General features: G+C 72.0%; 12 protein-coding genes. 6 read left to right on the top strand and 6 right to left on the bottom strand.

What is annotated here, in order from left to right; all coding sequences use genetic code 11:
• Nucleotides 1–12: 12 nt before the first annotated feature.
• Entirely contained in the window at nucleotides 13–246 is a 234-nt protein-coding gene (locus AB0D04_RS17080) for a DUF3311 domain-containing protein (protein ID WP_362703557.1), read from the top strand.
• Nucleotides 243–1751 carry a sodium:solute symporter family protein gene (locus AB0D04_RS17075; protein WP_362703555.1) on the top strand — a complete coding sequence of 503 codons (1509 nt, stop codon included), beginning with the start codon at nucleotides 243–245 and terminating at the stop codon, nucleotides 1749–1751. Before AB0D04_RS17080 ends, AB0D04_RS17075 begins: the two co-directional genes overlap by 4 nt.
• On the opposite strand, the gene AB0D04_RS17070 is transcribed toward AB0D04_RS17075, so the two are convergent.
• The 3 genes from AB0D04_RS17070 to AB0D04_RS17060 form a co-directional block, all read right to left on the bottom strand.
• Nucleotides 1735–2694: an SCO0930 family lipoprotein gene (locus tag AB0D04_RS17070; RefSeq protein WP_362703553.1), complete on the bottom strand. Its 960-nt coding sequence runs from the start codon at nucleotides 2692–2694 to the stop codon at nucleotides 1735–1737. The two genes, AB0D04_RS17075 and AB0D04_RS17070, sit on opposite strands and share 17 nt — an antisense overlap.
• A 182-nt stretch (nucleotides 2695–2876) precedes the next feature.
• Nucleotides 2877–4409: an NADH-ubiquinone oxidoreductase-F iron-sulfur binding region domain-containing protein gene (locus AB0D04_RS17065; protein WP_362703552.1), complete on the bottom strand. Its 1533-nt coding sequence runs from the start codon at nucleotides 4407–4409 to the stop codon at nucleotides 2877–2879.
• A 70-nt stretch (nucleotides 4410–4479) separates the two neighbouring features.
• The gene (locus tag AB0D04_RS17060; protein ID WP_362703550.1) at nucleotides 4480–5247 is read right to left on the bottom strand and encodes a hypothetical protein; all 768 of its coding nucleotides are present in this window, start codon (nucleotides 5245–5247) and stop codon (nucleotides 4480–4482) included.
• 626 nt (nucleotides 5248–5873) lie between these two features.
• Between AB0D04_RS17060 and AB0D04_RS17055 the strand changes: the two genes are divergently transcribed.
• The gene (locus AB0D04_RS17055) at nucleotides 5874–6674 is read left to right on the top strand and encodes a helix-turn-helix domain-containing protein (protein WP_362703548.1); all 801 of its coding nucleotides are present in this window, start codon (nucleotides 5874–5876) and stop codon (nucleotides 6672–6674) included.
• 533 nt (nucleotides 6675–7207) lie between these two features.
• Here the strand turns inward: AB0D04_RS17055 and AB0D04_RS17050 are convergent.
• The 3 genes from AB0D04_RS17050 to AB0D04_RS17040 all read right to left on the bottom strand — a co-directional run bounded on the left by AB0D04_RS17050 (nucleotide 7208) and on the right by AB0D04_RS17040 (nucleotide 11608).
• A complete protein-coding gene (locus tag AB0D04_RS17050) occupies nucleotides 7208–8662 on the bottom strand; it encodes a DUF1996 domain-containing protein (protein WP_362703675.1) in 1455 nt (484 codons plus the stop codon).
• Nucleotides 8663–8741: 79 nt separating this feature from the next.
• Nucleotides 8742–9416 (bottom strand): DUF4142 domain-containing protein, encoded by a 675-nt coding sequence (locus tag AB0D04_RS17045; protein ID WP_362703674.1) that lies wholly within the window; start codon nucleotides 9414–9416, stop codon nucleotides 8742–8744.
• A gap of 260 nt (nucleotides 9417–9676) precedes the next feature.
• Nucleotides 9677–11608, bottom strand: a complete 1932-nt coding sequence (locus AB0D04_RS17040) for an AMP-dependent synthetase/ligase (protein WP_362703546.1) — start codon at nucleotides 11606–11608, stop codon at nucleotides 9677–9679.
• 154 nt (nucleotides 11609–11762) lie between these two features.
• Here AB0D04_RS17040 and AB0D04_RS17035 point away from each other — a divergent pair, with 154 nt between their 5' ends.
• The 3 genes from AB0D04_RS17035 (at nucleotide 11763) to AB0D04_RS17025 (ending at nucleotide 14191) form a co-directional block, all read left to right on the top strand.
• The gene (locus AB0D04_RS17035; protein WP_362703544.1) at nucleotides 11763–12068 is read left to right on the top strand and encodes a DUF6412 domain-containing protein; all 306 of its coding nucleotides are present in this window, start codon (nucleotides 11763–11765) and stop codon (nucleotides 12066–12068) included.
• 99 nt (nucleotides 12069–12167) lie between these two features.
• Nucleotides 12168–13196, top strand: coding sequence for a membrane protein insertase YidC (gene yidC, locus AB0D04_RS17030; RefSeq protein WP_362703543.1), 1029 nt, complete (start codon nucleotides 12168–12170; stop codon nucleotides 13194–13196).
• Nucleotides 13197–13336: 140 nt separating this feature from the next.
• A complete protein-coding gene (locus AB0D04_RS17025) occupies nucleotides 13337–14191 on the top strand; it encodes a fumarylacetoacetate hydrolase family protein (protein WP_362703542.1) in 855 nt (284 codons plus the stop codon).
• Nucleotides 14192–14265 lie beyond the last annotated feature (74 nt).

The raw sequence follows: 14265 nt of genomic DNA, 5'->3' as shown, positions 1-14265 counted from the left end.
TAGGCTCTCCCGGTGCGAAATCAGTCCTCCGGTGGCCGGCCCCCGGGTTCGAGAAGGCGCCCCGCGCTGCTGTGGCTGCTGCTGCCCTATGTGCTGTTCCTGGTGGCGCTGCCGCTGGTGAACCGGGTGACGCCCACCGTGTTCGGGCTGCCGTTCCTGTTCTTCTGGATGCTGCTGGCGACGCTGGCCACCCCGCTGTCGGTGTGGCTGGCGCGACGCGGTGACCGCAAGCGGGGCCAGGCATGAACGCGACCGTCGCCACCGCCGTCTTCGGCGGCTTCATGGCGCTCACCGTCGTCCTCGGCCTGCTCGCCGTACGGGGCCGCGGCTCCGGCGGGGGACTGACGGAGTGGTCGGTGGGCGGCCGCAGTCTGGGCACCGTCTTCATCTGGGTGCTGATGGCCGGCGAGAGCTATACGAGCTTCAGTTATCTCGGCGCGGCCGGCTGGGGCTACAACTTCGGCGCGCCGGTGCTCTACGTCCTGGCGTACATGTCCTGCGGCTATGCGATCGGGTACGTCGTCGGCCCGATGCTGTGGGCCTACGCCCGCCGCCACGGCCTGGTCGGCATCACCGACATGGTCGCCCACCGCTACCGCCGGCCCTGGCTCGGCGCCGCCGTGGCCGTCCTCGCCACCGTCTGTCTGCTGCCGTACATCCAGCTGCAGATCACCGGCATGGGCGTGGTCGTCTCCACCATCTCCTACGGCGCCATCAGCCTCAACTGGGCCTATTTCCTCGCCTTCGCGGTCACCACCGCCTTCGTCGTCATCAGCGGCCTGCGCGGCAGCGCCTGGGTGTCCGTACTGAAGGACATCCTGGTCATCGCGACCCTCGGCTTCCTCGCCATCTATGTACCGCTGCACTACTTCGACGGCTACGGCGCCTTCCTGGACCGCATCGTCGCCGAGAAGCCGCAGTGGCTGACCTTCCCCGGCCATGCGTCGGGCGGACTGGGCGGCAGCTGGTTCCTCACCACCACCCTCGTCAACTCCCTCACCGTGGTGATCTTCCCGACGACCGTGGCCGGCTACCTCGGCGCCCGCAACGCCGACGCGCTGCGCCGTAATGCCATGTATCTCCCGTTCTACAACGTGCTGTTGTACGTACCGATGCTGCTGGGCCTGGCCGCGCTGTTCGTGGTGCCGGGGCTGGTCGGCGCGGACTCCAACCTCGCGCTGTTCAAGCTGGTGGTGGACTCCCTTCCGGCCTGGGCGGTGGGGGTGATCGGGGTGGCCGCGGCGCTCTCCTCCATCGTGCCGATGGCCGTGTTCATGCTGGTCATCGGCACGATGTGGGGGAGGAGCGTGCTGGGCGCGGTGCCGCGCCTGGCGAACCGCCAGAAACTCTCGTCCCAGGTGGTCGTGGTGGCCGCCGGAGCGCTGGCGCTCCTGCTGACCTACACCGCCCCCAACACCCTCGTCCGGCTGTCCCTGATCTCGTACGAGGGCATGGCGCAGCTCGTACCGATGCTGCTGCTGGGGCTGGTGTGGCGGCGGCTGACGGCGCACGCCGCGGTGAGCGGCCTGGTGGCGGGCTTCACGCTGGTCTGTGTGCTGGTGTTCACCGGGCACGACCCGCTGTGGGGGATGAACGCGGGGCTGGTCTCGCTCGCCGTGAATGCGGCGGTGGCGCTGCTGGTGACCTGGCTGGGACCGCGCGAGAGGGACGAGCGGCCGGATGCCGAGGTGCTGGCGCTGGACGACGAGTTCCCCCGCGCGGACAAGGGACCGGTCAGGGCGTCGTCGTAATCTTCTTGCCGTCCTTGGAGACCGCGAACCACAGGCCCATCTTGCCCTGGCCGTTGATGTCACCGGGCTGCTTGTCGCCGGTGAACCAGTACACCGGCCAGCAGTCGACGGCCAGCTGACGGGTGCCGTCGGGGCGGGTGACGGTGGAGATCAGCTTGGGCGCGATGCCGTTCAGCTTCGAGCGGTCGGCGGGCTTGGCGGGCTTCCAGGTCTCCAGGCAGGCGTCGTTGCAGCCGAACTTCATCGGCCAGGCGCTGTCCTTGTTGAAGCGGTAGAGGGTACGGCCCTCGCCGTCGACGAGGATCTCGCCGAGCTCGGGCTGGTTGAAGACCCCGACATCGCCGGACTCCTGGGCGCCGGCCTTCTTGCCGTCGGCGGCCAGCGCGTTCCACGTGCCGCCGACGCCCTGGCCCTTGGTGTCCCCGGCCTTCTTGTCCTTGATGTAGCGGTAGGCGGGCCAGCCGCCGATGGTGAGCTGCTCGGTGCCGTCGGCGCGGGTGACCGAGCCCAGCGCGCTCTTGGCGATCCCGGCGGGGGCCTCGGCGCCCTCGGCGGGGACCGGCGGCCAGGTGGTGGCGCAGGAGCCGGAGCAATTGGACTTCGGGGGCTTCGGGGTGTCCTTGTCGAAGCGGTAGAGGGTCATGCCCTTGGAGTCGGTGACCACGGGGCCGAGTTGGTCGGCGTCCCGCAGCGCGAGCGTGCCCGCGCTCGGCCACTTCTTTGCCGCCTTGCCGTCGTTGCCGCCCGCCTCCCCGCCGTAGCCGTCGTCGCCCTGGCCGGAGCCGGAGGAGCCGTAGTCGCTGGTGCCCTGGCCCGCGGGCTGGACGAGGTCGGTGGTGGGGGTGTCGGCGCTCTGGTTGCCGCTGCTGCCGCAGGCGGCGGTGAGCGCGAGGGTGGCGAGCGTGGTGGCGGCAAGTCCGGCGCGACGTCGGGTGATGGTCATGGTCTCTCCTCTGTCGGTGGTGGCTCGGCTGGGTGGCTGGATGGCTGGGCCGGCTGGGCTCGGCCCGGTTGCGGTGGTGGGTGGGACACGTGGGGTGTCGTGCGGGGATACGCGGCGCCGGGGGTGCCGCGTTCAGCGGGCGGGAAAATTTCTCTCCGGTGACACATCCCGTACGGCGGACGTCAGTTGCCGTCCTGGACGCGCAGCGCCAGCGCCGGGCAGCGCCGTACCGCCAGCTGTGCCCGGCGCCGCATCCGGGCGGGCAGCGGCATGCTGGCCCGCTGCGGGTAGCCGTCCGGGCCGAGCTTGACGATGCCGGGTACGACGTCGGCGCACAGGCCGTGGCCGCGGCACAGCGTCCAGTCGACCAGCAGCCTCTCCTGCGGCCGCAGCGGCTTGGGTGCCGGGCCGGTGGCCGGCGGCGGCTGGTGCCCGGTGACCGGCAGCGCCCCGGTCACCGGGCGGCCGCACCCGAACCCCCGCGCATGGCGCTCGAACTCCTCGGGGAAGGCGGCGAGAGCCGAGGCCACGAAGCGCGCGGTACCGTCCGGGTGGCTGCAGGCCCCGCGCTTCTCCACGGCGCGCATCCGGGCCTGCACGGCTTGCAGGGCGGCGTCCCCGCCACCCCGTACGGCGAGGTCGAGCTGGTCGGCGAGGGCGGGCAGGCCCAGGACGCACGGCCCGCACTGGCCCGCCGATTCGGCGGCCATCCAGCGCGCGACCCGTACGGTCTCGCCCGCCGGACAGGTGTCGTACGGCAGCGGCAGCACCGCCCCGGCGCCGAGGACCGCGCCGTAGGCGGCCAGCGCATCGCGGGACAGGGTCGCGGTCTGCGCGTCGGCCGGCGAGATGAACGTGCCGTGGTAGCCGCCGATCAGCACGCCCTGCCCCTGGTCCAGCCCGCACAGCGCGAGGACCCGGGCGAGCGGGACGCCGTACGGGGCCTCCACCACCCGGCTGCCGGCGACGGTCAGCAGCAGCGTGCCGGGCTCGGCGGGCAGGCCGGTGGCGCGGTAGCCGAGCGCGCCGAGCCGGGCGGCGACGGCGAGCTGGGCGTAGGTCTCGGTGTTGGACAGCAGGGTCGGCAGACCGTTCAGGCCCCGTTCGCTGGAGCGGATCTTGCGGCCGGAGGGCAGGCCGGGGCCGCCGCCCAGCCCGTTCGTCATGGCGGACCCCTCGCCGGTGACGAACCGTTCGGTCAGCAGGGTCACCCTTAACGCCGGGCGCACCGGGCCGCGTTCGCCGATGGCGCGCCGTACCGAGTCCGCCACGTCCTGCCGGGTCACCCCGACCGCGACCTCCTGCGCACCCAGTGCGTCCGCGGCCAGCAGTGCGCCGTCCAGCACCAGATGCGGTACGTGCAGCAGCAGGGCGGTGTCCTTGAGGCAACTGGGCTCGCCCTCACTGCCGTTGACGACCACCGTGGCCTTGCCGTCGGAGCGCCGCATACCGTCCAGGACGGCGGTCACCTTGCGGGCGAAGGGGAAGCCGGCGCCGCCGCGGCCGCGCAGATCGGTGTCCTCGGCCAGCGCCACCAACTCCTGTGCGGTGAGCGGGGGCAGGCCGCCGTGCCGGGCCAGATGCGCCACCCGGTCCAGCCGCGGCGCCTCGTCGAGCCCGGCCAGCAGCCGCGGCGGCCCCAGGGACGCCAGCGTCGGCACGGGATCGGGGGCGGGGACGACGGGCAGCGGGCGGGTGGGGGCGGGGGCGGTCATGGGGTTCTCCTGAGTTTCCTGCTCTGTGCGGGGGTGGCGGTCGGCCGTGCCGCCGTGAGCCGGCCGGGCGTCAGCCGCGTCGCGCGGCGCGCATCCGCAGCGCCAGGCGTACGGCCACCGCCGCCAGGCACAGCACATATCCGGCGGTCGCCCAACCGGCGGCCTGGCGACCGGCCTTGAGGCCGTGGACGAGGGCCAGCGCCCAGGCGGCGTAGGCGCTCATGTGCAGGGCGCGCCACCAGCGGGAGCCGCTGATGCCGGTGAACGCGCCGCGCACCGCGCCGGTCACCGCGACCGCGAGGAAGACATAGGCGGCGAGCGTGCCCAGGCCGATGAGGAAGGGCCGGGCGCCGTCGGTGAACGGCACCGCGGCGGACAGTGCGCCGGTGTGTCCCTCGGCGACCTTCACCCAGATGTGCAGGCCGAGGAAGCCGAGTCCGGCGACGCCGGTGCCGCGGTGCACGGCCTGCGCCAGCAGGCGGTGGCCGGAGTGCAGCACCATGCGGTCGGTGGCGGCCAGCCCCCACAGCACCGTGACGGACAGCGAGACCAGGGCGAGCACCCCGGCGCCGAAGTCCAGGAAGCGCATTGCGGTGTCCATCGCGCCGGCGTGCACGGTGACCGCGAGGAAGAGGAGCAGCGCGGCCGGAAGTGCCGGGCGCAGTACGGCGGTTGTTGCGGTGGGGGTGAGGCGGCCGCCGGCGGGGCGGTTCGTCGGCGGCCCGGGTTCTCGGGGCGGCCGGCGGGGGCGGGGCAGGGACGGCGAGGGCCGGGCACGCGGTGCACGGTGGCTGGGGCGGTTGTTCGGGTGCTGGCTCTGCAGGCGAGGGGCGGGCATCGGACCTCCTGGTGGCGGGCAGGGGTGCGCGGCTGCAAATTTGCTGAAATCTCCCGGCTGCGGCATTGGCGCTATTAGCGGTAATGGCGGTATCCGGGTCGGAATTTTGTGCGGGTGACCGCCGGTAACACTTTTTGGTGACCGCCGGTAACAGTAGACATTCTGTGACCGGGCGAGTACGCAGGGCCGTAATCCGGATGTGCAAAAGCATCTCCGAACGCCCTTGGGATTTCGTAAGCTTTATCGCGCTGTGACAAATTCCTGCACCGGCATCGCGGTCCCCCGGACCGACTCCGGATGATGCCGACTCAGGCGTACGGGGGAGTTCAACGCCTGTCCCAGCCGCAATCCCCGCCAGGATCGAGGTAGCGATGTCTGATCTCTTGAACCACATCTGGTCGCGCCCCCGAGGCGAGTGGAGCCGCGTGGTGAGAATGGAACTCCCGGACTTCACGGAGAAGGTCGTCGCGGAGTTGCAACGCGGTTTTCCCGCATTGTCGGCACTTCTCGGGAATACCCCCGTAGAAGAGGCACAATGGGCATTGGAACAGGCCCTGCTGACATGTCTCGGGTACCAAAAAGAGTCGCAGAGTAAACGTCCGGCCGTATCGTCCGTGGTCACCCCCATGCCCGTCGCAAAGGCCCGCCAGGACCTGTTCGACGTACTCGCCGGGCAGCGCGAGGTGCCGGACAAGGGCCTGTCAGGGCTGGCCCGCGCGGCCGGCTGGCCGGTCCCGGAAACCGTCCAGGCCGTCGTCCTCGCCACGCCGGCCGAGGCGCCCCAACTGGCCGCAGCCCTGGGCCATGCGCTCATCGGCACGGTCGAGGGCGACACCTGTCTGTTCGTCCCCGACCCCGCCACCCAGACCAGGCCCCGCCTCGAGGCGGCGCTCAAAGGGAGGGCGTCGGCCGTCGGGCACGTCGTACCGTCCACCGACACGGCGTCCTCGCTGCGTTGGGCCCGTTATCTGCTGACCCTGGGCCCCAGCCGGGTCGGCCCCGAGTCGCGGCCCGCGTTCGTCGACGACCATCTCTCGGCGCTGCTGCTCCTCCAGGACGAGTCCCTCGCCGACGCCCTCACCTCCCGATGGCTCGGCCCCCTGGATCAGCTCACACCCCGTCAAAGCGAGCGCCTGGAGGTCACGTTGCTCGCCTGGCTCGAGGGCGGCGGTGCACCCGAAGCGGCCAAGCTGTTGCATGTCCACCCGCAGACGGTGCGCTACCGCCTGCGCCAGATCGAGAAGCTCTTCGGCCCGGTGCTCCGTGACCCCCGCAGCCGCTTCGAACTGGAAATGGCCCTCCGCAGCCGCCGCCTGATGGCCCACGTCCGCAGCTACCGCGCCCGTGCCGGCCGCCGCGCCCGCGCCGTCGCCTCCACCATCCGACCACTCGGCATGGCGAGGGAGGCGCGGGTGAACGGCCTCTGACGGGCCGCCGGGTCATCGGTTCCGCCCGACCGCCGCACCATCAGAGCCTCGGACGGCCGTGAGGTAATCGGTTTCACGGCACACAGGGGCGGCCCCGCACCGGAGAAATCCGGTGCGGGGCCGCTGTGGTGTGGGGCGAATCGCCATGGCGTGGCGCGGGACTTCCCGGCGTACGGCACGGGGGCGCCCAGCCCCACCGCGTGGTGGGCCACGATCCGCCGGACACGACGCGACGGCGCACGCCGGCGACCAGCAGCCACCACCCTGGGCGGTCCGGGGGGCGACGCAGGCAGGAAGGCAGTGGGCGCGCCGCCGGGGTCTCCGGCCCCGCCGGGGGTCTCCGGCCCCGACGCCTACAGCTGGGGGGCCGTCCTGCTGTGGGAGTCGAAGGAGGCAGCGCAACAGCTCGCATCCCCTACGGGAGCTGTTCTCCCAAGCCGTAGGGGATGCGAGCGAACCGTAAAGGATGCGAGCGGGCCGTACAGGACACGAGTCGGGGCTCAGGCCCGCACCCGGGTCAGGGGCTCAGGGCCTCACGTGCACTCCTGCCCGCGGTTGATGCAGTCGACGGCCTTGTTCATCAGGTCCTCCGGCATCACATTGATGAAGTCGCCGTGGTCGGTCACCGGTTTGTGCAGTTGTTCGGGGAAGCTGTCCACGGCGAAGCTGTTGCCCTGCGGCACGTCGTAGGTGATCCGCTGCACCAGCTGGGGTATCGCCCTGAAGCCCTGGGGGCAGTTGCCGTTGTTGTCCGAGAAGGTCACATGGGTACGGTGGTTGGCGCTGTCGGTGCTGCGGCCGTCCCAGCAGTTCTGGAAGGCAAAGGTGCGGACGACCTGCGAACCCTGGGGGCACAGCGGGTACTTGTCCTTGAGCTGGCGGTCCTCGAAGCCGGTGCAGCTCCAGGACGCGTTGGCGTTGTCCGTGCCGTTGGTGAAGGCCTTGGCGTCACCGGTGATGATGCGCAGGAAGCGCGGCATCGCCGTCACCTGGCCGGCCTGGCTGCCGCGGTAGGTGAGGTTGACCGTGGCCGGGGTCACCACCGAGCCGACGTTGGCGTCCTGCGCGGCACCCGGCTTCTGCTCCGCGTTTCCGTCCAGCTTGCGCAGCACCGGCCAGTAGTACGTGGACAGATCGCCGTTGTCGCAGGTGGTGCCGGAGGCCGCGAGTGAGTCGTCGGTGGAGAAGCCGTCGGTGGACTCGTTGCCGACGTAGTCGTGGGTGTGGTGGGCGCCGTTGCTGACGCCCGGGGTGACGATGACGTTGTCGGGGTTGAAGTGGCCCTCCTCGTTGCGGCCGCACTCGGTGGTGAAGGTACCGGTCGTGGCGTTGCCGCCCCTGGGCGCGGCGAACGGCGGTGCGTCGGCGTTCGGCTGGACGCTGGTGATGTCGACGAAGTCGTCGGGCACGGGACCGCCGGGCTGGCCCTGCTGCCCGGCGTCCTGCTGCTGTCCGCCGTCCTGGCCCTGCTGCTGGCTCTGGTCCTGTTCCTGGTCCCCCTGGCCCTGCTGCTGGTCCTGCTGCGGGGTCTGCCCCTGATACCAGCCCTGCGCCGTGGACTTCGTGGAGTCGAAGCCGTCGGCGCCCGCGCCCTCGTCGACGGGCTTGGTGGTGCAGCCGCTCATCTTGGTCAGATAGCCGGGCCGTTTGGCGTCCTTGTCGATGGCGGTGACCATCGTGCCGATGGTGCGCGCCCGCTGCCGCTTGAGCGTGGTCAAAACGGTGCTGTCGCCATCCTTCATCATCTGGTGGTAGGCGTCGTGTACCTGACGGTCCAGCGCGGCCAGCCCCTTGGAGACCTGGAGGCGGGCGCTGCGCGGGACCTGCCGTAGCCCGTCACCCACGTCGGGGCAGGAGACGGTGGTCGCGGCGGCGGTGTGCTGATGGCCGGCGGCCGCCTCGGTGTCGGAGTTCCCGGCCAGCGCGGTGGTGGCGACCACCGTCAGGCCGCCGCCGCCCAGCAGGAGAGCGGCCGCGGCGACGACCATTCTGTTCGTCAAACGTGAGCGTTTGTGCGCCTGTTGGCGTTGTCCTTGCCTCATGGAATCACTTCGCTTCGTCCGGTGTTCAGCTGTTGTGGAGGGTGGTGAAGTCGACCTGTCCGGTCTTCTCGAGGACCGTGATGTGGTCCAGCACGACGGCATTGGTACGGGTCGCCAGCGCGCGCACCATCGAGTTGCGGGTCTGGTCCCGGACCAGCGCGATCAGGCCGAAGACCTTGCCGTGTGCCCGGCGCAACAGCTCCGCGAAGACCCGGGGGAAGTCGTCGCCCTGGGCGGCGTTCATCTGGGCGAGCCAGCTCTGCTGCTGGGGGCTGGGCTGGTTGGCCAGCGAGATGCGCAGCGCCCGTCCGGCCTCCACCGCCCGCCGGTCCAGCTCGGTGTGCCCGGCGACGAGATGGTTGCCCGCCGTGCGCATTGCGGCGGTCGTGCCGCGTTCCTGTGCCTGGCGGCCGGCCGGCAGCTCCCACAGTCCGGCCAGCCTGACCTTGCGTACGAAGTCCCGGTCCAGCGGGGTCAGCGGCCCGTAGCGGGTGTTCACCGTGCCGCCGCCGTCATCGTCGTACGCGACCGTGTTCGTCGCCGCCGCCGCGCTCTCGCCGAAGAGCTGCACCGGCAGCAGCAGCGCCGCCAGGGTGGCGACGAGGGCGCAGACCACCAGGCCGGTGGCGATGGTCCGTCCGGATACCGCGGAGCCTGCGGACCTCGCGGCGATTCTGGATACCGCGGAGTTGCGGACGATCGACCGCACGTGGCCTCCCGGTTCGTTCCGTGGTGGGCCCCCGGGTGGGGCCCACCGGACTGCCACCGGACGCTAAGTGCCGCGCCGGGCCCGTGGTCCGGGGTCCTCACCCCTGGACAAATAACGGCCGGGCCCGGCGCGGCGCTGCTACCGTTCCGCGGGCGGGACCCGGGCGGGCTCTGCGCGGGCACACGGCTGCGCGCGCTGCGCGTGTTCTGCCGCCCGCAGGGTCCCGGACGGCCGCGTGCGCTGCGCGGAATTCACCGCCCGTACGGCCCCACGGCCTCCGCCCTCCGCCGTTCCGCGCGGGATTCGCGCAGGTCGCGCTCCCCCTGCGCGTACATGGCGTCGATCTCCGCCGCATACGCCCGTACGATCGCCGCCCGGCGCAGCTTCAGCGACGGTGTCATCAGCCCGGCCTCCTGGCTGAACTCGCCCGGCAGGATGCGGAAGGCGCGGATCGACTCGCCGCGCGAGACCGCGCTGTTGGCCCGTGCCACCGCCCGCCGGACCTCGGCCTGCAGCTGCTCCTCCGGCGACGGGTCCGGGCGGTCCGGATCCGGCCCGGCGGCTTCCTGGCACGCTGCCTCGTCGTGCCCGGTGCGCAGCCGCTGCCAGTGCGCCAGCGCCTCCGGGTCCAGGGTGATCAGGGCCGTCACATACGGCCGGTTGTCGCCGACGACCACGCACTGCGAGACCAGGGGGTGGGCGCGCAGCCGCTCCTCCAGCCCCTGCGGGGCCACGCTGTTGCCGCCGCTGGTGATGATGATGTCCTTCTTGCGGCCGGTGATGACCAGATAGCCGTCGTCGTCCAGATGACCGAGGTCTCCGGTCGGCAGCCAGCCGTCGTACAGCCCGCCGCCCGGCGTGCCCGCCTCGTCCAGATAGCCGGCGAACACCACCGGGCCGCGCACCCACACCTCGCCGTCCAGCGCCAGATGCACCGCGTTCCCCGGCAGCGGCAGCCCCACCGTCCCGTACCGCACCCGCCCCGGCGGCTGCGAGGTGACCGCCCCGGTGGTCTCCGTCAGGCCGTATCCGTCGTAGACGGTGATCCCGGCGCCCGCGTAGAGCAGGCCCAGCTCGCGCCGCAGCGGCGAGCCGCCGGAGACCGCGGTGCGCACCCGCCCGCCCAGCAGCTCCCTGAGACGGGAGTACACCAGCCGTTCGTGGAGCGCGTGCCGGGCCCGCAGGAACGGGTCGGGACCGCGCCCGGTGCCCTGTGTCTCTGCCGCGAGCGCCTCCGCATAGCGCACCGCCACCGTCATCGCGGCGTCGAACATCCGCCGCCGCCCGGCCTGTTCGGCGGCCCGGCGGGCGCGGTCGCAGATCTTCTCGAAGATGTACGGCACCGCGAAGAGGAACGTGGGGCGGAAGGAGGCCAGCGCCGCCAGCAGCGCGTCCGTCGACAGATCCGGCTGGTGGCCGAGCAGTACGCCGCCGCGCAGGCAGGCCACCTGCACCATCAGCCCGTAGACGTGCGCCAGAGGGAGGAAGGCCAGCAGGGACGGGCGCTCCCCGGGGGCGGCGAGGAGGCCGCCCCAGCCGGCGTAGAGGGTGTCGCACTCGGCGGCGAGGTTGGCGTGGGTGATGACGCAGCCGCGGGGGATGCCGGTGGTCCCCGAGGTGTGCACGATGGCGGCGATGGAGCCGGGGGTGACCGCGCGGCGCAGCCGGTGGACGTCCGCGTCGGTCAGCCGGGTGCCCTCCTCGTTCAGCCGCCGGACACAGTCCAGGTCCAGCTGCCACAGCCGCCGCAGCCGTGACGTCTCGTCGCAGGCGGCGGCCACGGTCATGGCCTGTGCCTCGTTCTCGACGACGATCGCCGCGACCCGCGCCCCGGAGAGGATGCAGCGCAGCTGCTCGGCGGAGGCGGTCGGATAGACCGGTACGAGGTGCGCGCCGATCGCCCAGAGGGCATAGCTGAACAGCGTCCACTCGTAGCGGGTACGGGACATCAGCGCGACCCGTGTGCCCGGCCGGATCCCGTCCGTCAGCAGCCCTCTGGCCAGGGCCATGACCTCGTCGCGGAACTGTGCCGCACTCACTTCCCGCCAGGTCCCGGGGGCTCTGGCGTCGCGGCGGGCGAGCTGGGCGAAGTCCGGCTGGTAGGCGGCGGTGTCGAAGACGGAGTCGGCCAGTCCGCCGGTCCGCAGTGGCGCCGCCAGGGCCGGAACGCTGATGTCGCGCACAGCACCTCCTAGGTGTTCCCCCTGAATTCCCCCTGATCTGCCGCCCGTCCCCGACGGCAGGGAGGGCAAGTTACCCACCCGTCACCGTGTTGCCCAGGTCTGCGGCTACTCTTGAGCGGAAGCCGACAAGGACGATGCACGGGGAGGGGAGCGCATGTACCGCATCGCGCAAGCCTGGCGCCTCTACACCTGTGCCCTCTTCTTCCTGCTCGCCGGACTCCTGCTTGCCCAGACGGGTCTGACGTCCGCTCTGACGGCCGCCGCCACCATGGCCGCGGTCCTGTTCCTGTGCAGCGTCTTCCTCCTCGCCGACTGTGCCCGCCCCGTACCACCGGGCCGGATCCGCACCGCCATCCGCGACCGCGAGCGCCGTACGGCATTCCTGCCACAGCGCGATCCCGACGCGGCCGGCCGGCCGCGCCCCCGAGCACCGGGCCGTCCCCTCCCGACGGCCGCGTAGACGCCTCGGGCACCTCTTCCTGCTCACCGCGTCCACGCCGCTCGTCACGCCGACATCCGCATGTCTTCCGGCACGACGAGACCCGTGGAGGGCTCACCCATGTCCGTTTTCGGCATTCTCGGCGAGGGGCTGGCGCGTGGCGCCGACGCCATCACGCCGCTCTTCGGCACCGCGGCGACGGCCGCCGCCATCGTCCTGTTCACCCTCGCCGTACGCGCCGCACTGCACCCGCTCGCCCGCGCCGCGGCCCGCGGCGAGAAGGCCCGCGCCGCGCTGGCCCCGCAGATCGCCGCACTCCAGCGCAAGCACAAGGGCAGCCCGGAGCGGATGCAGAAGGCGACGGCCGACCTCTACGCCAAGGCCGGCGCCTCGCCGCTGGCCGGCTGTCTGCCGTCACTGCTCCAACTGCCGGTCTTCTTTCTGATGTACCACCTGTTCTCCACGGGGGGCAGCGCCTTGCTCGACCACACGCTGCTGGGTGCGCCGCTCGGCGGCCACTGGAGCGAGGCGCTCGCCGACGGCGGGGTCCTCGGGCCGCACGGCCTGGTCTATCTCGCCCTGTTCGCCCTGATCGCCGCGGTCGCCACCTGGAACTTCCGCCGGGCACGGGCCGCCGCTGCCGCCGCCCCGAAGCCGGTTGCGGGCGCCGGGCCCGCGATGCCGGGCCTGGGCGGGTTGGCGAAGGTGATGCCGCTGCTGTCGTTCGGCATGCTGATCACCGTGGCCGTGGTGCCGCTGGCCGCCGGGCTCTACACGGTGACGACGACGATCTGGACGGCGTGCGAGCGGGCGCTGCTGCACCGGGACCGGAAGCGGGAAGGCAAGCGGGACCGGACGCGGGAAGGCAAGCGGGACCGGACGCGGGAAGGCAAGCGGGACCGGACGCGGGACGGCGGCACGGAAACGGAGCAGGCGAAGGGGCGGAAGAAGGGGCAGGAGACCAAGCCGGAGCCGGTCGCCGAAGCCGCCCCGCCCAAGGAGGAGCCGGCGCCCCGGAAGCGGAGCGGCCCCAAGACCCGTGCCGCCCGGCAGCGGGCGGCACGCGCCAGGGCCCATGCCGGGCGGGCGGTCAACGGCACGTCCCCCGGGGACACCCTGCCGCAGCAGACCGTTACTACCCCTCAGTAACGGTCCACTCCCTGAACGGGGTCTTGCGGACTGGACGCCATTCTTGGACGATCAGCCAAATCGCTCGATGGCCGTCCCCCATCGGCCGGCCCCGGAAGACCCCTTCCAGGGCCGACCCTTCGACCACGGGAGTTGTACCGATGAAGCTGCTGCGAGTCGGAACGGTGGGGGCGGAACGCCCGGCGCTGCTCGACCAGGCCGGGGTTCTGCGGGACCTGTCGGACCTGGTCCCGGACATCAACGGGGCACTGCTCGCGGACGAGGCGGCGCTGGCGCGGATCCGCGCCGCCGCCTTGTCCGGTGAGCTGCCCGCACTCGACCCGGGGCTGCGCACCGGCGCCCCGGTGGCCGGGATCGGCAAGGTCGTGTGCATCGGGCTGAACTACCACGACCACGCCAAGGAGGCGGGGGCCGCGACCCCCGAGGAGCCGATCATCTTCATGAAGGCTCCGGACACGGTCGTCGGCCCCGATGACACGGTGCTCGTACCGCGGGGCAGCGTGAAGACCGACTGGGAGGTGGAGCTGGCGGTCGTCATCGGCCGTACCGCCCGCTACCTGGAGAGCGACGAGCAGGCGCTGGCGGCGGTCGCCGGCTATGCGGTGGCACATGACGTCTCCGAGCGCGCGTTCCAGATAGAGCGCGGCGGCCAGTGGGACAAGGGCAAGAACTGCGAGACGTTCAACCCGCTGGGCCCCTGGCTGGTGACCGCCGACGAGGTGCCCGACCCGCAGGCCCTGGGCATCCGCCTGTGGGTCAACGGCGAGCTGAAGCAGGACGGCACCACCGCCGAGCAGATCTTCCCGGTGGCCGAAGTCGTCCGTTACGTCAGCCAGTTCATGACCCTCTACCCGGGCGATGTCATCAACACCGGCACCCCGGCCGGCGTCGCAATGGGCCGACCGGAGCCCAAGCCGTATCTGCGGGCCGGCGATGTCGTGGAACTGGAGATCGACGGGCTGGGCCGCCAGCGCCAAGTCCTCGCGGACGGCTGACGTCCCACGTTGTTGGCTTTCCCGCCGTGCCACGGTCCTGGCGTCCGAGTCCGGCCGCTGGACACTCGTCAAGC

The organism is Streptomyces sp. NPDC048483, from assembly GCF_040651455.1.
In the GTDB taxonomy this organism is placed as follows: domain Bacteria; phylum Actinomycetota; class Actinomycetes; order Streptomycetales; family Streptomycetaceae; genus Streptomyces.
Note: the sequence above shows the minus strand (reverse complement) of the source record. Positions and strands in the feature narration are given on the sequence as shown.

Excerpts from the sequence above, each read along its gene's own strand:
- AB0D04_RS17075 (WP_362703555.1), top strand. The coding sequence starts at position 243 with ATGAACGCGACCGTCGCCACCGCCGTCTTCGGCGGCTTCATGGCGCTC.
- AB0D04_RS17070 (WP_362703553.1), bottom strand. The coding sequence starts at position 2,694 with ATGACCATCACCCGACGTCGCGCCGGACTTGCCGCCACCACGCTCGCC.
- AB0D04_RS17065 (WP_362703552.1), bottom strand. The coding sequence starts at position 4,409 with ATGACCGCCCCCGCCCCCACCCGCCCGCTGCCCGTCGTCCCCGCCCCC.
- AB0D04_RS17060 (WP_362703550.1), bottom strand. The coding sequence starts at position 5,247 with ATGCCCGCCCCTCGCCTGCAGAGCCAGCACCCGAACAACCGCCCCAGC.
- AB0D04_RS17055 (WP_362703548.1), top strand. The coding sequence starts at position 5,874 with ATGCCCGTCGCAAAGGCCCGCCAGGACCTGTTCGACGTACTCGCCGGG.
- AB0D04_RS17050 (WP_362703675.1), bottom strand. The coding sequence starts at position 8,662 with ATGGTCGTCGCCGCGGCCGCTCTCCTGCTGGGCGGCGGCGGCCTGACG.
- AB0D04_RS17035 (WP_362703544.1), top strand. The coding sequence starts at position 11,763 with ATGTACCGCATCGCGCAAGCCTGGCGCCTCTACACCTGTGCCCTCTTC.
- yidC (WP_362703543.1), top strand. The coding sequence starts at position 12,168 with ATGTCCGTTTTCGGCATTCTCGGCGAGGGGCTGGCGCGTGGCGCCGAC.
- AB0D04_RS17025 (WP_362703542.1), top strand. The coding sequence starts at position 13,337 with ATGAAGCTGCTGCGAGTCGGAACGGTGGGGGCGGAACGCCCGGCGCTG.